At 44.5% G+C, this 18,146-nt stretch carries 13 protein-coding genes and 1 tRNA gene; 6 read left to right on the top strand and 8 right to left on the bottom strand.

Annotation, left to right across the window (positions count from 1 at the left end; all coding sequences use genetic code 11):
* The 4 genes from N0824_RS21300 to N0824_RS09165 all read right to left on the bottom strand — a co-directional run.
* The coding region (locus N0824_RS21300; RefSeq protein ID WP_233256395.1) for an ELWxxDGT repeat protein at positions 1-3,678 on the bottom strand (3,678 nt) is incomplete at its 3' end.
* Between the two features lie 129 nt (positions 3,679-3,807).
* Positions 3,808-4,827, bottom strand: a complete 1,020-nt coding sequence (locus N0824_RS09175; RefSeq protein WP_108936532.1) for a hypothetical protein — start codon at positions 4,825-4,827, stop codon at positions 3,808-3,810.
* Positions 4,828-4,848: 21 nt separating this feature from the next.
* On the bottom strand, positions 4,849-5,811 hold the full coding sequence (locus tag N0824_RS09170) for an Rpn family recombination-promoting nuclease/putative transposase (protein WP_108936531.1): 963 nt from the start codon (positions 5,809-5,811) through the stop codon (positions 4,849-4,851).
* A gap of 258 nt (positions 5,812-6,069) precedes the next feature.
* The gene (locus N0824_RS09165) at positions 6,070-7,185 is read right to left on the bottom strand and encodes a TIGR03032 family protein (RefSeq protein WP_108936536.1); all 1,116 of its coding nucleotides are present in this window, start codon (positions 7,183-7,185) and stop codon (positions 6,070-6,072) included.
* Positions 7,186-7,570: 385 nt separating this feature from the next.
* Between N0824_RS09165 and chrA the strand changes: the two genes are divergently transcribed.
* Complete coding sequence (chrA, locus tag N0824_RS09160) at positions 7,571-8,719, top strand: chromate efflux transporter (RefSeq protein WP_108936530.1); 1,149 nt, start codon at positions 7,571-7,573, stop codon at positions 8,717-8,719.
* A gap of 44 nt (positions 8,720-8,763) precedes the next feature.
* On the opposite strand, the gene hisG is transcribed toward chrA, so the two are convergent.
* From hisG to deoC, 3 genes are all read right to left on the bottom strand, one after another.
* Positions 8,764-9,414: an ATP phosphoribosyltransferase gene (hisG, locus tag N0824_RS09155; protein WP_108936529.1), complete on the bottom strand. Its 651-nt coding sequence runs from the start codon at positions 9,412-9,414 to the stop codon at positions 8,764-8,766.
* A gap of 207 nt (positions 9,415-9,621) precedes the next feature.
* Positions 9,622-10,410 carry an HAD family hydrolase gene (locus tag N0824_RS09150; protein ID WP_108936528.1) on the bottom strand — a complete coding sequence of 263 codons (789 nt, stop codon included), beginning with the start codon at positions 10,408-10,410 and terminating at the stop codon, positions 9,622-9,624.
* Positions 10,411-10,638: 228 nt separating this feature from the next.
* On the bottom strand, positions 10,639-11,316 hold the full coding sequence (deoC, locus tag N0824_RS09140; protein WP_108936527.1) for a deoxyribose-phosphate aldolase: 678 nt from the start codon (positions 11,314-11,316) through the stop codon (positions 10,639-10,641).
* Positions 11,317-11,475: 159 nt separating this feature from the next.
* Here deoC and acnB point away from each other — a divergent pair, with 159 nt between their 5' ends.
* The 5 genes from acnB (at position 11,476) to ureC (ending at position 17,891) form a co-directional block, all read left to right on the top strand.
* Complete coding sequence (gene acnB / locus N0824_RS09135) at positions 11,476-14,085, top strand: bifunctional aconitate hydratase 2/2-methylisocitrate dehydratase (RefSeq protein WP_108936526.1); 2,610 nt, start codon at positions 11,476-11,478, stop codon at positions 14,083-14,085.
* A 139-nt stretch (positions 14,086-14,224) separates the two neighbouring features.
* Positions 14,225-14,518, top strand: a complete 294-nt coding sequence (locus tag N0824_RS09130) for a BrnT family toxin (RefSeq protein ID WP_108936525.1) — start codon at positions 14,225-14,227, stop codon at positions 14,516-14,518.
* On the top strand, positions 14,466-14,732 hold the full coding sequence (locus N0824_RS09125; protein WP_002746336.1) for a BrnA antitoxin family protein: 267 nt from the start codon (positions 14,466-14,468) through the stop codon (positions 14,730-14,732). The genes N0824_RS09130 and N0824_RS09125 overlap by 53 nt, the downstream gene beginning before the upstream one ends.
* Before the next feature lie 471 nt (positions 14,733-15,203).
* Positions 15,204-16,100: a polyphosphate kinase 2 family protein gene (locus tag N0824_RS09120; RefSeq protein ID WP_108936524.1), complete on the top strand. Its 897-nt coding sequence runs from the start codon at positions 15,204-15,206 to the stop codon at positions 16,098-16,100.
* An 81-nt stretch (positions 16,101-16,181) separates the two neighbouring features.
* On the top strand, positions 16,182-17,891 hold the full coding sequence (gene ureC, locus N0824_RS09115) for an urease subunit alpha (protein WP_002735350.1): 1,710 nt from the start codon (positions 16,182-16,184) through the stop codon (positions 17,889-17,891).
* Between the two features lie 152 nt (positions 17,892-18,043).
* Here ureC and N0824_RS09110 read toward each other — a convergent pair.
* Positions 18,044-18,117 (bottom strand) — tRNA-Arg (locus N0824_RS09110).
* Between the last annotated feature and the right edge of the window lie 29 nt (positions 18,118-18,146).

Below are 18,146 nucleotides of genomic sequence, written 5' to 3'. Positions count from 1 at the left end.
GCCGTCGCTTTTCCACAATTCCCGACCGTTCACGTCGTCATAGGCATTGAAGAACAGGGTACTGCCCACTGCCGTTAGATTGCGGGGGTAGGACCAAAAGCCACCGGGGTTGATATCCTTGACCAGAACCGTGCCGGCCGCCGTGCCGTCGCTTTTCCACAATTCCCGACCGTTAACGTCGTCATAGGCATTGAAGAACAGGGTGTTGCCCACTGCCGTTAGATAGCGGGGGAAGGAGCCTGAAGAACCAGGGCGGATATCTTTGACCAGAACTGTACCCGCCGCCGTGCCGTTGCTCTTCCATAATTCAGTACCGTTAAGGCCGTCACGGGCAGTAAAGAACAGGGTGTTGCCCATTGCCGTCAGAGAGTAGGGGGAGCGGATGTCGGCCACCGCAACTGTACCAGCTACCGTGCCGTCGCTCTTCCATAATTCATAACCGTTAACGTCGTCATCGGCGATGAAGTACAGGGTACTGCCCACTGCCGTCAGATTTTTGGGGTAGGAGCTAAAGGCACCGGGACGGATATCTACTAAAAAAGGAACGGAGCCGTCGTCGTCAACAATCGTCACCGTTGCCGTAGATGGAGTGCCGAGAGTAGCTCCGTTGGTGGGATTGGAGAGGGTGACAGTAAAGTTTTCGTTCGGTTCTACTGTTGTATCTCCCTGGACATTAACAGTAATCACTTTACTGGTTTCCCCCGGGGCAAAACTCACCACCCCACTGGGTAACAATCCCCCAACAAAATCGGCAGCGTTGGCGGGATTGGTTCCCGTGCCGGTAACTGCCCAAGTGATGTTATTGGTTCCGGTGGTATTGCCAGAACGAGTGACGGTGAAGGTAAAGGCTTTGCTGCCACTGTTGCCCTCGGTTCGACTGCTGCTGGCGGCGGCAATGGTAAAAGCAACATCGTCATTATTAATCGTCCCCGTCACTGGAGTGGTGGTCCCTACTGTATAACCTGTCCCCGCAGCAAGGGTTAAAATGACGGTTTCATCATCTTCAACAGTTGTGTCAGCAGTGGGGTCTATTGTGACTTTAGCAGTGGTTGAATTAGCAGCGAAAGTCACTGTCCCGGTGGTAATGGTGAAAGTTGCTGCACCGCTTTGGGTGTAATCTGTACTAAATGTCGCTGTCCCCCCGACTGTATAGTTAACCGTTAAAGCATTAGTGGTTACTCCGCTACGAGTGAAGGTATAGGCCATATTAGCTGTCCCATCTTCACTAACACTGCTGGGAGAAATAGCAAGAGTAACAGTTTGTGCATTGGTAAACTCACTCACATCAATAATCTTTAAACCACCATCCTCATCAGCTAGATATGCATAGTTACCGACTACTTGTACATCCCTAGCCTGGCCAAAAGTATCATAATTACCCTTGAGAGTGGGGTTTGTCGGGTTGCTGATGTCGATAATTTGCAATCCTGAATCACTATCAGCGACATAAGCATAGTTGCCGACTATTTGTACATCATTAGCATAGCCAGAAGTATTATAATTACCCTTGAGAGTGGGGTTTGTTGGGTTGCTGATGTCGATGATTTGCAGTCCTGAGCCCCAATCAGCTATATAAGCATAGTTACCGACTATTTGTACATCTATAGCGTCGCCAGAAGTCTTATAATTACTTTTGAAGATGGGATTTGTCGGGTTGCTGATGTCGATGATTTGCAGCCCTGAATTTCCATCAGCTACATAAGCATAGTTACCGACTACTTGTACATCATTAGCATAGCCAGAAGTATTATAATTACCCTTGAAAGTAGGATTTGTCGGGTTGCTGATGTCGATGATTTGTAGTCCTGAATCCCAATCAGCAACATAAGCATAGTTACCGACTACTTGTACATCCCAAGCATAGCCAGAAGTATCATAATTACCCTTAAAGGTGGGGGTTGTTGGGTTGCTGATGTCGATGATTTGCAGTCCTGACCAACCATCAGCTACATAAGCATAGTTACCGACTATTCGTAAACCCTCAGCATATCCAAAAGTATCATAATTACCCTTGAGAGTGGGGTTTGTTGGGTTGCTAATGTCGATGATTTGCAGTCCTGAACTTCCATCAGCTACATAGGCATAGTTACCGACTACTTGTACACCCTCAGCCTGGCCAGAAGGATCATAATTACCCTTAAAGGTGGGGGTTGATGGGTTGCTGATGTTGATGATTTGCAGTCCTGACCAAGAATCAGCTACATAAGCATAGTTACCGACTATTTGTACATCCTCAGCACCGCCAGAAGTATCATAATTACCCTTGAGAGTGGGGTTTGTTGGGTTGCTGATGTCGATGATTTGCAGTCCTGAATTCCAATCAGCTACATAAGCATAGTTACCGACTACTTGAACACCCTCAGCACTGCCAGGAGTATTATAATTCCCCTTAAAGGTGGGATTTGTCGGGTTGCTGATGTCGATGATTTGCAGTCCTGAAGTATCATCAGCTACATAAGCATAGTTACCGACTACTTCTACATCCCGAGCATAGCCAGAAGTATTATAATTACCCTTGAAAGTAGGATTTGTCGGGTTGCTGATGTCGATGATTTGTAGTCCTGAATCCCAATCAGCAACATAAGCATAGTTACCGACTACTTGTACATCCCAAGCATAGCCAGAAGTATCATAATTACCCTTGAGAGTGGGGTTTGTTGGGTTGCTGATGTCGATGATTTGCAGGTTATCAGCAGCTACATAAGCATAGTTACCGACTACTTGTACACCTACAGCATAGCCAGAAGTATTATAATTACCCTTGAGAGTGGGAGTTGTAGGGTTGCTGATGTCGATGATTTGCAGTCCTGAATTCCAATCAGCGACATAAGCATAGTTACCGACTATTTGTACATCAAAAGCAAAGCCAGAAGTATTATCATAATTCCCCTTGAAAATCGGGTTACTGGGATTACTAATATCAATAATCTCCAGAGTGTCCCCCACAGCATAAGCATAGTTACCAACTATTGTTACCGCATTGGCATTGCTTAATCTATCCCATACTCCTACTAATGTGAGGGCAAATACTCCCTGATAAGTGTTGAGTATATCCGGCTGAAAAACCCCAGATGTCTGCAACTCCGACAAATCTAAGGTTTCAACAAAGGTTTGATTCTCTCCCTTTATCGCGGGTAAACTCACCTCTAACTCCCAACTTCCTCCTAAGGCGGCATTTCCTACCCGTCTGCTGGAAGCCGCTATTTTTGCCCCAGTAATTTGGGACAATTTATTAATAAACTCTGTCCCGGCATCTCCCGCCGCGACCTGACAACCGTACAGTAGGATATGATTAATCTTTGCCCAATTCTGTAACTGTTGGCGGTAATCGTAAATATTTGTTAAATTAAGTTGACAATTCCCTAAATATAAGCACCCCGGCGCACCATGGGAAACCAGGTGAATGGTGGTAATCTGGGGATTTTGTTGTAAAAAAGCGGATATTTGTTCGATTCCGTCTTGATTGGGAGAGAGAATAACCGTGGCGACTTCTGGAATTACTCCAGCTTGGAGACTTTGATAATCGCTAACACCAGCATCGAGGAAAACTACGGTAGCGGTTAAACGCTGATTTCTCGCACTATCCACCTGATTAGCTTGACTCAAGCCATCAGATTGAGCAAAATTGAACAAAACATCGTCAACAGCAGCAAGGCTCGGCAAGAGGGTAGAAGTCATGACATTAACCGCAAAGGATGACTTCGACTATTTTGTGCAAAGAATCCCGAATTTTTCAAGGGGGATATAACAAAAATTTACAGAAAACGGGTTTCTCAAAGAAACCCGTTTTCTAAGAAACCCGTTTTCTCAGTTATTGATTTTAGCCAAAGACTGCTTAAATTCTGCGAGAGAATTAGCGGTAGCTGCTAATTTTAGTAGCTCTTCTAAGATAGTAGGGTTAGTCATTTTGCCGATTATCTCTTCAATTTCTGAAGAAATCTCTCCAAACCGCACAGTTAAAACTGTTTTTATGTCATCGCGGCTTTTTTCTAGCACCCCAATTTCCTTACCAATTTCCTTACCAATTTCCTTACCGCGTTCTATCCCTCGTAACTCCCCAATTTCCTCACCAATTTTCCTTCCTCGTAACTCCATATTACTCATTAAAGGCATGGTTCTTTCCTCCTCAAATTGTTTGATTTTACTTTCTAAACTTGACTGCAATTCAGTGGATAAAGTCATCATATTGTCGATGATTTCAAACAGTTTAATTATCTGTTCCCTCTCGAACTCCTTTTCATATAATCCCCTGATTAACTTCCACTTCCACTGTTCCCGTTCTGGCAGCTTCCCAGTAGTCGCTTTTGTTTTCAGGTGTGCCATGACTATTATAGCAAAGGGATTGCTACTTGTTTCTAGTTCTGACCAGCTTTCCTCGTAGTCCAGTAATTTGACTGTTGGGAATTTGAGCCTGACTTCACAACCAGCAATGGTATAATTATAGGAATCTGGTCGCCAATTTACTCGTTCATCCCCTAATATAGCGAGACTGATAACTGGTTTCTGATACAAATCAAAGGCCCGATAGTTATAAATATACATCCTCTGAGGGAAATTTTCTTCGTATTGACTTTGAATTTCAATATGAATCAAAATCCAGACTTCTTCACCACTCAGTAACCAGACTTTATAGAGTTTGTCAGCGAAACGTTTTTTTGTCTTTGCTGAAGCGGTAATCCGTTTGAGTTCTTTTTCTAGAGATTCGGGAGTTTTTGTCCAATCAATTAGTTGGTGAACTTCAGGAAAGAAGAAGTATAAAAACGCTTCAAAATACTCGCTTAATGCTTCTTTCCAGGGTTCATCATAATTGGCTGTTGTTTGGTTCATTGGAGAAGAAAATTACTGAGACTATTGTTCTAAAAGTTGATGCAACTCATCAAAAGAATTAACGGTTAATGCCGATTTCAGTAACTCGTCTAAAATCGATAATACAGAAATTTTATCAACAGCTTGCTCAATTTCTATTGGAATATCACCCAATCGCGTTTTCAGCACCGTTTTAACATAGTTACGAGCCTTTTCTAACGCTCCAATTTCCTTACCAATTTCCTTACCGCGTTCTATCCCTCGTAACTCCATATTACTTACTAAAGGCATGGTTCTTTCCTCCTCAAATTGTTTAATTTTACTCTCTAAACTTGACTGCAATTCAGGGGATAACGTCATCATATTGTCGATGATTTCAAACAGTTTAATTATCTGTTCCCTCTCGAACTCCTTTTCATATAATCCCCTGATTAACCTCCACTTCCACTGTTCCCGTTCTGGCAGCTTCCCAGTAGTCGCTTTTGTTTTCAGGTGTGCCATGACTATTATAGCAAAGGGATTGCTACTTGTTTCTAGTTCTGACCAGCTTTCCTCGTAGTCCAGTAATTTGACTGTTGGGAATTTGAGCCTGACTTCACAACCAGCAATGGTATAATTATAGGAATCTGGTCGCCAATTTACTCGTTCATCCCCTAATATAGCGAGACTGATAACTGGTTTCTGATACAAATCAAAGGCCCGATAGTTATAAATATACATCCTCTGAGGGAAATTTTCTTCGTATTGACTTTGAATTTCAATATGAATCAAAATCCAGACTTCTTCACCACTCAGTAACCAGACTTTATAGAGTTTGTCAGCGAAACGTTTTTTTGTCTTTGCTGAAGCGGTAATCCGTTTGAGTTCTTTTTCTAGAGATTCGGGAGTTTTTGTCCAATCAATTAGTTGGTGAACTTCAGGAAAGAAGAAGTATAAAAACGCTTCAAAATACTCGCTTAATGCTTCTTTCCAGGGTTCATCATAATTGGCGGTTGTTGGGTTCATGGCAAGTCGCTACCAACTGGAAAGTTAGGCACTCATCTAAATCTATTATTCCCCATAAATATCATCAATGCTACTTGTCGTCACAAAACTTCCCATTAGAGCAACCTACATCTACATCTTTGTTCTAACATTTATTGGTCAAACTATATAATGCCGTCAGACTGCCGGGGGAGGAGCTACCTAAACCGGGGAAGATATCTTTAACTAAAAAAGGAGTTGACATGATTTTTTCCTGAATAAAGAGTAAAAATTAAACAATTAAGTCGCCAAAGAAGGCACCATCCACACCGATTGAGTGCCGTCGAGGTCGGTATCTGGTCCAATCAGTGCCGGGTTGCGGTAGCCCGGTAGGACGGAGACGGCAAAAACCTCCTCCACGCCGCTATTGAACCAAAAAGTTGCCACCAGTTGACTGGTAGCCAGGTTGACAATAGCCAACCCGCACCGCAATTGATTACGCCGCTCATCCAGGGGTAAACCGCCAAAAACCGCCGTTTCCCGTACTTGGGACAACCCGACAAAGGCGTGACCTTCCCAACAGTCCAAACCCCGGGTAAAACCGGGCAATTCGGCGATGATTTCTGTGCTGCCAGTTTGGGGATGCCAACGGTTCAAGGTTCCATAACCGGAATTGAGAAAATAGAGATTACCCTGGTAAAGACGGGGAGAATGGGGCATAGCTAAACCCCGCAGAATCACCTCTCCCCTCGGCACATCAATTAAGCATCCCCCTTGGGCCTTATTCTCTCGCCAGAGGCTTTCCTCGTTGGTTTCCCCCAATGCCGTCACATAGGCGGGAGTGCCGCTATTTTCAGCCATAGCCAAGCCATTGAGGTGGCAGCGGTCTCCGGGGACTAACTCGGTAATAAAGGGCGGTTTCCACTGGGGGAGAAAACTCCAATTTCCTTCGATGGTTGCCAGACAGTTAAATAGGGTATTGACCACCCAAAGGCGATTACTGCCAAAGGCCAAATCATGACCCATAATCGGGCCGGTGAGGTGAGAAGAGCGGGCCAAAAAAGCGATATCCTGTTCTCCTTCTGGTTTAATCTGGGGGGCAATCTCTCGATTAGCGGGTAAATGCCAAATTGCCTGACGAGCGCCCACAGCAATTCCGGTAGCAGTTCGGGTTAAACCCATCGCTTGGTCAAAATGGGCGAAACTCACCCGCATTTGTCCTTGATAAGTGCCAATGCTGGCCACTCTTCCCGCTTGGTAGGTGGAAATCAACACTGAGAGGTCAAGCTGGTTGAGTAATTCCGGCAGATTGAGGCTGTACTCATAATTGACCGGCACTGCTTGGCGCTGAGATGGACTCGCTGCCGGCTCTTGGGTATCTGAAAACTGGTTAGTCTTGGGCGGCAAGCTGTCCATAGAGTTTTTTTGCATAGATTAGCATCGATTCTGATAATTGATTATTGTTTATGGTTTGTTGACTAAGGGGTTCTAATTAATCCCCCCTTGCCCCCCTTAATCCCCCCTTGATCCCCCCTTGCCCCCCTTAATAAGGGGGGTGGTGATGGGTTTCAGTTGGCATTAATGGGGTTCATTATAGACAAATTAATCAATATTATTTATAAACTTTTCTTAACTTTTTTTGTATCAAATTTACTTGAACGGGAGCATTAAATACTTATGATTGAGTTTGTATAAAACACTTTTGCAATTATGGAATTGACAAAATTTAGCTAAGAATTTAGCTTAAGCCTATTCTTTTGGATATAAACTTAATTCTAGAAAAACTATTGGTAATCAGAAAATGCTGACTTCATCGCCTCCCAATCTCTCGCAACTTGCCCTTTTATTTCTCAAAATCGGCATTATCGGTTTTGGTGGTCCGGCTGCCCATATCGCTTTAATGGAGGAAGAAGTGGTTAAGCGTCGCGGTTGGATGACTAAGGAGCGATTTCTCGATTTGGTGGGGGCCACTAATCTGATTCCCGGTCCTAATTCCACGGAAATGGCCATTCATATCGGTTATATTTTTGGTGGTTTAGCGGGTTTAATAATCACGGGGGTTTGTTTTATTACTCCTGCGGTGTTAATTACGGGTTTTCTAGCTTGGATTTATACTACCTACGGGACTTTACCGGATGTGGCTCCGATTTTTGCGGGGATTAAACCGGTGGTAATTGCGGTGATTTTTCAGGCACTCTGGCGCTTAGGTAAAAAGGCACTGAAAACCCGTCAATTATTCTTCATCGGATTGGGAGTTATCGGATTATTAATCTTAGGTTTAAATGAAGTTATCGCTTTACTGTTAGGGGGAATTATCGGGATGTTTATCCTAAAAAAATTCGCTACTTTTCCCCTGATTGTGGCAGGAATAGGCGGTGCGACGGCGGTTGCTACTCCTAGCAATATCCCACCAACATTAACAGGATTAGGGCTATTTTTCCTCAAGGTGGGTAGTGTTTTATTTGGTAGTGGTTATGTGTTAGTTGCCTTTTTAGAAGCGGATTTAGTGCAGGGGAGAGGATGGTTAACCCAGCAACAATTATTAGATGCTATTGCTGTGGGTCAATTTACCCCCGGTCCAGTGTTATCCACAGCCACTTTTATCGGTTATCAAATATTAGGAGTATCGGGGGCAATTGTGGCGACTCTAGCGATTTTTTTTCCTTCTTTTATCTTTGTTTTATTACTTAATCCTCTTATTCCTAAGCTGAGAAAATCGGCTTGGGCGGGTGCTTTTTTAGATGCAATTAATGCTAGTGCTGTGGCTTTAATGGTAGCAGTTATTTTTAATTTAGCTCTAGCTACTTGGTTACAACCCTACGGGAATTTACCTTTTAATTTATTGGCTATCATTTTATCTCTTGTCTCCGCTATTCTTTTACTACGTTTTCAGGTTAATTCTACTTGGTTAATTCTTGCTGGTGCGCTTATTGGTTTGCTCTTAAAATAATTAGGTTAGCGGGAAATACTGCCCCAAACTAACCTATATTTTACTTAAACTTTTGCCATTGATGTAGTTGGTTCTCTGAGCTTTTCTACCCAGTTATAAATCTGATCACGATTTAGTCGATAGCTGAGGGGATGGGCGATTAATCGAGCGCTACTAGCAAATAATTCGGCAATTTCTACTAAACCATTTTCGCGTAAAGTTCGACCGGTGGAAACTAGGTCAACTATCGCTTCTGACATCCCCGTAATCGGGCCTAATTCTACGGAACCATAGAGAGGTATAATCTCGACGGGAATATCTAAACGACGAAAATAATCCTTAGCACAATTGACAAATTTTGAGGCGACTTTACCGTGATGGGGAATGTCTAGAGGACTTTGATAGGGACTATCAGCAGGGACAGCTACCGACATCCGACAGTAACCAAATTTTAGGTCAATTAAATTAGCCACATCGGGAGATTTTTCTAATAAAACATCATAACCGGCGATGCCTAATTGTGCCTGACCGTATTCTACATAAACTGGTACATCTGTGGCTCTGACTAATAACGCTTTCGCTTGGTTAGTGGGGTCGGTAATCTGTAGTTGGCGATTTTTTGAGTCAAGAAAGGCACTAAAATCTAAGCCAATCTTTTGAAATATTTGGATACTTTCGTTTAGTAAAGCACCCTTCGGTAAGGCAATTGTTAGCATAGAGGGAATTAGGAATTGGGGAGAGAGTAGTGGGGTAGTGGGGGGAAGTGGAAATTATGAATTATAAATTATGAATTATGAAGTGGGGAGTGGGGAGTGGGGAGAAGGGAGCAGGGAAAACAAATAAAAATAGTCTCCTGACTCCTATCTCCTATCTCCTGAATCCTGAATCCTGAATCCTGATTCCTGAATCCTGACTCCTGTTTCCTAACAGCTAAAATCATAACTGATAACCGAGATGGCAGTAAGTTCTCTAATGACCACATCAGCTAATTGTAAATCTTGATGGTTTTCTGGTTGCCAACTAATTGCGATCGCAGCTGCTGATTTTGCCTGTTTAGCCATTTCCCAATCGGCCCTAGTGTCCCCCACCATCAGGGTTTTGTCCACTGCGGTCCCCAAAGCTTGACAGGTTTCTTGCAATAATAGGGGATCGGGTTTACTTAAACCTCGATCGCAGCCCTGGGCAATTTTAATATAATTTAATAGGCCATTTTCCTTGACAAATTGCTCCACTCGTGCTGTGGTATCGGAGGAAAGAATCGCCAATTGTAAACCGGCCGCGTGCAGATAACGAATTACTTCTAAACATTGGGGATAGAGGGGATTTAAGCGGGGGGGAACCTTTTCATCGGCCGCTTGAAAGGATGCTTTTGCGATCGCAATAGCCGTTAACCAATCCCGGCCGGTGGAAGCAATACAACCGGCAGCGGCGATATGATTATCTCTGCGGCTGCCCACTGCCATTAAACCGGCAGGATTGAGACTATTTGCCCCAATACCGAAAGTTTTAGTTAATAAAGACTCTAAACCAGGGATTTGCGATTCAATGGCTTGTATCCGGGCTATAGCTCGATCGTACCAGAAAGCCCGCGAATCCTCTAGCGTACCGTCCTTATCAAAAACAATCCCTTGAATATCTCTAAATTCTCGATTACCACAGCGAATTATCGGCAAATAAACCTCCTTATTTTTATCTATATTGTCAGTCATCATTTTAGCTGTCAGGAGACAGGATTCAGGATTAAGGAGTCAGGATTCAGGATTAAGGAGTCAGGATTCAGGAGATTATTTTTTATTTATTCTCCCCACTTCCCCACACCCCACACCCCAATTCATAATTCATAATTCATAATTTATAATTTCCACCTCCCCCCACACCCCACACCTCACACCTCACACCCCACACCCCACTTTCCTATACCTTTTAAACAGGATTTAGTATTACTCCTCAAAAGCAGCTTTTTGCTGACGGACTAAATCGACACCGCGAGAAGTCCCCAGACGAGTGGCCCCGGCCCGGATAAGAGCGATCGCTTGTTCTAGGGTGCGAATTCCGCCGGATGCTTTAATTCCTACCCGGCCTTTGCTAATTTCCTTGAGAAACTTGACATCGCTAACCGTTGCACCTCCAAACCAGCCGGTACTGGTTTTTAGATAACTCACTCCTGCATCCATGCAAATCTCCGCCGCTAAACGTTTCTCGGTGTCCGTTAGTTGCGAGGTTTCCAGAATCGCTTTTACCGTCTGGCCGGTTTCCTGACAAATACTAGCAATTTCTTGGAATAATTCCTCGGATTTCCCATCTTTTAGCCAACCGAGATTAATAACCACATCTAACTCCTTAGCACCATTATCTACGGCTTCTAAAGCCTCATAACGTTTAACTGCGGAGGTAGTGGCCCCTGCGGGAAAACCAATCACGGTAGAAACTAAAGTTTTTTTGCCGTGGAGTAACTGCACCGCTTGCTTAACGGCAGCGGGATAAACGCAGACGGTGGGAAAATGATATTGATCAGCCTGTTGACAGTAAGCCTCTAATTGTTCCCTGGTGGCGGTGGGGATGAGGAGAGAATGGTCGATATATTGTGCTAAATCTAGATCAGAATCGGTGATAGCCATTATCTAAGCCTCAATATAGTCAATCGATCGCTATTTTCTCATTTTATGGAAGTCACACAATAAAGTCATCTCTCGCTAACCTAGAAATTCCGAGACTAGCAAAAATCCAGTAACCTAGGAAGAAACCGTCACAAGTGAAGACTAGGAGACAATAGACCTATGTTAGAAGCGTATCACCAACACGTTGCCGACCGAGCGAAATTAGGTATCCCTCCCCTTCCCCTCAATGCTCAACAAACGGCGGAATTATGCGAAATACTCAAAAATCCGTCCGAAGAACTCAAGGGAGAATTGCTGACCCTGCTGCGTGACCGTGTTCCCCCCGGAGTTGATGAAGCGGCCTACGTTAAAGCAGGATTTTTAACAGGAATTGCTAAAGGTGAAATAAAATCTAACGTTATCTCCCCCCAGGGTGCGGTTAGCTTACTGGGAACCATGGTCGGTGGTTATAACGTTCATTCTCTGATTGAACTGCTGAAATCCAGAGATATTAATATCGCCGCCGCCGCTGCCAGTGCTTTAAGTAAAACTCTGCTGGTATTCGACGCATTTAACGAGGTTTTGGAATTATCCGACACCAATCCCTACGCTAAACAGGTTATCGATGCTTGGGCCAATGGCGCTTGGTTTATCGCTAAACCGAAACTTGCTAAAGAAATTACCGTCACCGTTTTCAAAGTACCAGGGGAAACCAATACAGATGACCTATCTCCCGCTCCCCATGCCACCACCCGGCCCGATATTCCCCTCCATGCCTTGGTAATGTTAGAAACCCGTCAACCGGGGTCTTTAGAAACCATTGCCGAATTGAAAAAATTAGGTCATCCGGTCGCCTATGTGGGGGATGTGGTCGGGACTGGTTCCAGCCGAAAATCGGCGATTAACTCGGTTCTCTGGCATATTGGCGATGATATTCCCTTTGTGCCTAATAAACGTGCTGGTGGCTATATTTTAGGCAGTAAAATCGCCCCTATCTTCTTTAATACTGCTGAAGATTCCGGCGCTTTACCGATTGAATGCGATGTTAGCCAAATGAACACGGGGGATGTGATTAAAATCTATCCCTACGAAGGCAAAATCACCAACGAAGCGGGCGCAACTATTAGCACTTTTAGCCTCAAACCTGAGACAATTCTGGATGAAGTGCGGGCCGGCGGTCGTATTCCCCTATTAATCGGTCGCAGTCTCACCGATAAAACCCGTCACGCCTTGGGACTTGAGGCTAGTACCCTATTTACCCGTCCCACTATGCCTAATGACACCGGTAAAGGTTACACCCTAGCGCAAAAAATGGTCGGCAAAGCTTGCGGTTTACCCGGGGTGCGGCCGGGTACTTCCTGTGACCCGATTATGACTACGGTAGGGTCTCAGGATACCACCGGCCCGATGACCAGAGACGAGTTAAAAGAGTTAGCCTGTTTAGGTTTTAGCGCCGATTTAGTCATGCAGAGTTTCTGTCACACGGCAGCCTATCCGAAACCGGTTGATATTCAAACTCATCACCAATTACCGGACTTTTTCTCTACCCGGGGTGGGGTGGCTTTACGTCCGGGAGATGGCATTATTCACTCCTGGTTAAATCGGATGTTATTGCCGGATACGGTGGGGACTGGAGGCGATTCTCATACTCGTTTTCCCTTGGGAATTTCCTTTCCTGCGGGGTCGGGTTTAGTGGCATTTGCCGCCGCTTTGGGAGTAATGCCTTTGGATATGCCGGAATCGGTTTTAGTGCGTTTTACGGGGGAATTACAACCAGGTGTAACTCTGCGCGATATTGTTAATGCTATTCCCTACGTTGCCATCCAAGAAGGCAAATTAACCGTGGAAAAACAGAACAAAAAAAATGTTTTTAACGGTCGCATTATGGAGATGGAAGGGCTGCCGGATTTGAAATTAGAACAGGCTTTTGAGTTAACCGATGCCACGGCGGAACGTTCCTGTGCCGGTTGTACGATTAAGTTAAGTACCGAGACAGTGGCGGAATATTTACGCTCTAATGTGGCCCTGTTAAAGAATATGGCGGCCCGGGGTTATAGTGATGCCAAAACTATCCTACGTCGGGTAGCAAAAATGGAACAATGGTTAGCTAATCCTGTCCTGATGGAGGCTGATAAGGATGCCGAATATGCGGATATTATCACCGTCAACTTAAACGAGATTAAAGAACCAATTGTTGCTGCACCCAATGACCCCGATAATATCAAGTTAATGTCGGAATGCGCCGGGGATAAAATTGATGAGGTGTTCATCGGTTCTTGTATGACTAATATCGGCCATTATCGCGCCGCCGCTAAGATATTAGAAGGAGCAGGAGTTGCTAAGGCTAAACTGTGGATTTGTCCCCCCACCCGCATGGATGAAAAACAATTGCGCGATGAGGGAATGTATGGCATTTTTGCCGCTTCTGGGGCCCGTACCGAGATGCCTGGATGTTCCCTTTGTATGGGTAATCAAGCGCGGGTTGAAGACAGAGCGACGGTATTTTCTACCTCGACTCGTAACTTCAATAATCGCATGGGAAAAGATGCGCGAGTCTATCTCGGTTCCGCCGAATTAGCGGCGGTTTGTGCGCTGCTGGGACGCATTCCCACCGTCGAGGAATACCTGGCAATTGTCACCGAGAAAATTAATCCTTTTGCTGGCGATTTATACCGCTATTTGAACTTTAATGAAATCGCTGGTTTTGAGGATGAAGGCCGGGTAATTCCCCTAGAAGATTTACCTAAAATTGAGGATATCTTAGGGATTCCTTCTGGTGTTTTGAGTTAGTTGACCGGTTATGGGTCATTTCGATCGAGGCGAAAGATTTCTTTTGATTTCGATCAAGATGACCCCTCTAACGATCGAATTTTCGACAATTATAGGATTTTTTTCGATATACGGAATGACAACTCGATAAAATAAAAATATGAAATTCGAGTGGGATCGACAAAAGAACCGAGCGAATATCATCAAGCACTATCTAGACTTCGCGGACGCGCAGCGGATATTTGAACATCCCATTCGAGTTTCCCTTGACGAACGAGAAAATTATGGCGAAGATCGATTGATAGGAATCGGTACGCTCGATGGCCGAGTGGTAGTTGTCGTTTTTACAGAACCGAGTAGAGATACAATTCGTATTATTTCACTTCGTAAAGCTTTACCCTATGAACGAAAACGATATGAACAATACCTCCGAGACGAATTGGGAGAAAGTTGACGCTCTTACGGAAGAGGAAATCGACACATCCGATATTCCGCCCTTAACCGAGGAGTTTTTTAGTAAATCGCGGTGGTGGAAACCTGTAGAGAAAGTAAATGTTCTTGTTCAAGTAGATCCCGAAACCCTAGCTTGGTTTCAATCACAGGGCGAGGATTGTGAACAAAAAATGTCCGCCGCTTTACGGATTTATGCGGAGGCTCACAAAGTATAGTCAAGTTTAGTTCGGGTACAAGCCACACAATAAAAAAGTTCGCTATCATTTTGAGCGGGATGAAAAGCCACACAATCTCATTTACCAATAAATCGCCTTAAATGAAATGATAAAAGTGAGTACGAAAAATTATGATTATAGATGTACCGACTGGAGATGATTTTAAATCCTCTGGCATTGATTTTTTAAATCTGGCTTGGGATACGCTGATAAGTAGGTGGGTGGAATTAAATATAAAATGAACGTAGGTTGGGTTGAAGCATGAAACCCAACGCCCGCATGGGTTACGCTACCGCTAACCCATCCTACAAATAATTGTGCCTACCTACTTAAAATCGAGTATTTAAATATACTTGTTTCTAGGTCATTTCTGCCACTTCATCTTTGACTCGCCAGTTTAAGAGTTAGATATTTTCCGAGCAAAAGTGCTACAATGTAATCTTAGGGGTCAAAACAATCAAGGAGAAGAGCATGGTCAGCAAAATTGATCGCCACGCATTTTTACAATCCTTAATAGTGCCACCGGGTAAAGAAATTTCTCTGCACAAAGACTACGATCCTGGGTTTAAGCCCGACTATATCACCAAAGAAGATGCCACGCTGCTGCTGCAACAGGGAATCGAAAAAATGGCCGAGTTTCAAGATAAACTCTATGCCCAGGATACCTATGCCCTGTTAATTAATCTACAAGCCATGGATGCGGCGGGTAAAGATGGTACGATTAGACACGTTATGTCGGGCTTAAATCCCCAAGGCTGTCAGGTATTTAGCTTTAAAGTACCCTCGGCCGAAGAACTAGATCACGATTATCTCTGGCGATATTATAAAGCTTTACCGGAGCGGGGTCGTATCGGTATTTTTAATCGTTCCTACTACGAAGAATTATTAGTCGTGCGCGTCCATCAAAATTTATTGGAACGGCAAAAACTCCCCCCGGAAGACAGAACCAAGAAAGTTTGGCAGCGACGTTTTGAGGAGATTAATAATTTTGAAAAATATCTGGTTAACAATGGGGTTATTGTCCTAAAATTCTTTCTCAATGTTTCTAAAGGAGAACAGAAAAAACGATTTTTAGAAAGAATTGATCGCCCCGAAAAAAACTGGAAGTTTTCTGAAAATGATGTCAAAGAAAGAGCTTTTTGGGGTGATTACATGAAAGCCTACGAGGAGGTATTCAATCATACCAGTACCGAATGGGCCCCCTGGTATATTATCCCGGCTGATCGCAAATGGTTTACTCGTTTAGCTGTGGGGGCGGTTATTTATCACACCCTCGAATCCCTTGGTTTAAAATATCCCACCGTTACCGAAGAACATCACCAAGCTTTACTGAAAGCCAAAGAAATCCTGGAAAATGAGCCAGATTAAAAATGGAAGAAAATCCCGAAAAAGCGATAATTGCCGGAAAATCGATCGTATAATCGATCTCGATTTTCAAGAATTCCCCCTATGAATTATCGCATTGATCGCCGCACCTATGCAGAAACCTACGGCCCCACCGTCGGAGATAAAGTTCGCCTCGCAGACACGGAATTATTTATCGAAGTCGAAAAAGATTTCACCACCTACGGCGATGAGGTAAAATTCGGCGGCGGTAAAGTAATTCGCGATGGTATGGGCCAATCCCCCATTTCTAGGGAAGATGGGGCGGTAGATTTAGTGATTACTAATGCCTTAATTCTCGACTGGTGGGGCATCGTTAAGGCCGATGTGGGCATTAAAGACGGCAAAATTTATAAAATCGGTAAAGCGGGCAATCCCCACATTCAAGATAATGTCGATATTATTATCGGTCCTGCTACCGAGGCATTAGCCGGGGAAGGGATGATTTTGACAGCAGGGGGGATTGATGCCCATATTCATTTTATCTGTCCCCAACAAATTGAGACAGCGATTGCGTCGGGGATTACCACAATGATTGGTGGTGGGACCGGACCTGCAACGGGAACTAATGCCACCACCTGCACCCCGGGAGAATGGAACATCTATCGAATGCTAGAGGCGGCCGAAGCTTTCCCGATGAATTTGGGTTTTTTGGGTAAAGGCAATAGCAGTCAGCCGGAAGGACTAGCGGAACAGGTAAAAGCGGGGGTAATTGGCTTAAAACTCCATGAAGATTGGGGAACCACTCCGGCAGCCATTGATACCTGTTTAAGCGTGGCCGATAAGTACGATGTGCAGGTGGCGATTCATACCGATACTCTCAATGAGGCCGGTTTTGTCGAGGCCACTATCGCCGCTTTTAAAAATCGCGTCATTCACACCTACCACACGGAAGGGGCCGGCGGTGGTCATGCTCCCGATATTATCAGGGTTTGCGGGGAAATGAACGTTTTACCCTCCTCTACTAATCCCACCCGTCCCTATACGACGAATACCTTAGAGGAACACCTCGATATGTTGATGGTTTGTCATCATCTAGACCGGAGTATTCCCGAAGATGTGGCCTTTGCCGAATCTCGCATCCGCCGAGAGACTATTGCCGCCGAGGATATTCTCCACGATTTAGGGGCTTTTAGCATCATTTCCTCCGATTCTCAAGCTATGGGACGGGTGGGGGAAGTAATTATCCGCACTTGGCAAACTGCCCACAAAATGCGGGTACAACGGGGCAGACTGACCGGGGAAACGGGAGAGAATGATAATCTGCGGGCAAGACGATATATTGCTAAATATACGATTAATCCTGCTATTACCCATGGTGTCTCCGATTATGTCGGTTCCATCGAGGTGGGCAAATTAGCCGATTTGGTTCTCTGGAAACCGGCATTTTTTGGCGTAAAACCGGAAATTGTCCTGAAAGGCGGTTTAATCGCCTGGGCGCAAATGGGCGATGCTAATGCCAGTATTCCCACACCCCAACCGGTTTATATGCGTCCCATGTTTGCCTCTTTTGGTGGTGCGATCGCCAAAACTTCCTTGACATTTGTTTCTAAATATGCTATGAAAGCGGGCATTCCTGAGAAGTTAAAGCTGAAAAAAACCGCCGTGGCAGTGTCGAATACGCGCAATATCAGTAAGGCTAGTATGAAGCTTAATGACGCTTTACCGCGCATGGAAGTTAATCCCGAAACCTACGAAGTGCGTGCTGACGGCGAATTATTAATCTGTGAACCGGCTACGGTTTTACCCATGGCTCAACGCTATTTCTTATTTTGAATTCTGGTTTACTTCAATTTAACCTCAGTCCCCTTGCAGAAAAAATAAATACACTTGTGCTATATTAGGGACTTGGGGGAGATGGGGTAAAAAACCAAAGGAATTAGGAACCATAGGCTCCTAATTCCTGTAGTATATGCCATTGTATCTAACGGGCTTGGAGAGACTCGAACTCCCGACCTTGTGGTCCGTAGCCACACGCTCTAATCCACTAAGCTACAAGCCCTTGTTTTTCTCAACAGTAAACTACTATAG

Source organism: Microcystis sp. 0824 (genome assembly GCF_003112475.1).
GTDB classification, from domain to species: Bacteria; Cyanobacteriota; Cyanobacteriia; order Cyanobacteriales; family Microcystaceae; genus Microcystis; species Microcystis aeruginosa_C.
This window is presented reverse-complemented; position numbering and strand designations above follow the sequence as displayed.

Bases quoted from the DNA above. Each gene is read 5' to 3' on its own strand.
- N0824_RS09175 (WP_108936532.1), bottom strand. From the start codon at position 4,827: ATGAACCAAACAACAGCCAATTATGATGAACCCTGGAAAGAAGCATTA.
- N0824_RS09170 (WP_108936531.1), bottom strand. From the start codon at position 5,811: ATGAACCCAACAACCGCCAATTATGATGAACCCTGGAAAGAAGCATTA.
- N0824_RS09165 (WP_108936536.1), bottom strand. From the start codon at position 7,185: ATGGACAGCTTGCCGCCCAAGACTAACCAGTTTTCAGATACCCAAGAG.
- chrA (WP_108936530.1), top strand. From the start codon at position 7,571: ATGCTGACTTCATCGCCTCCCAATCTCTCGCAACTTGCCCTTTTATTT.
- hisG (WP_108936529.1), bottom strand. From the start codon at position 9,414: ATGCTAACAATTGCCTTACCGAAGGGTGCTTTACTAAACGAAAGTATC.
- N0824_RS09150 (WP_108936528.1), bottom strand. From the start codon at position 10,410: ATGATGACTGACAATATAGATAAAAATAAGGAGGTTTATTTGCCGATA.
- deoC (WP_108936527.1), bottom strand. From the start codon at position 11,316: ATGGCTATCACCGATTCTGATCTAGATTTAGCACAATATATCGACCAT.
- acnB (WP_108936526.1), top strand. From the start codon at position 11,476: ATGTTAGAAGCGTATCACCAACACGTTGCCGACCGAGCGAAATTAGGT.
- N0824_RS09130 (WP_108936525.1), top strand. From the start codon at position 14,225: ATGAAATTCGAGTGGGATCGACAAAAGAACCGAGCGAATATCATCAAG.
- N0824_RS09125 (WP_002746336.1), top strand. From the start codon at position 14,466: ATGAACGAAAACGATATGAACAATACCTCCGAGACGAATTGGGAGAAA.
- N0824_RS09120 (WP_108936524.1), top strand. From the start codon at position 15,204: ATGGTCAGCAAAATTGATCGCCACGCATTTTTACAATCCTTAATAGTG.
- ureC (WP_002735350.1), top strand. From the start codon at position 16,182: ATGAATTATCGCATTGATCGCCGCACCTATGCAGAAACCTACGGCCCC.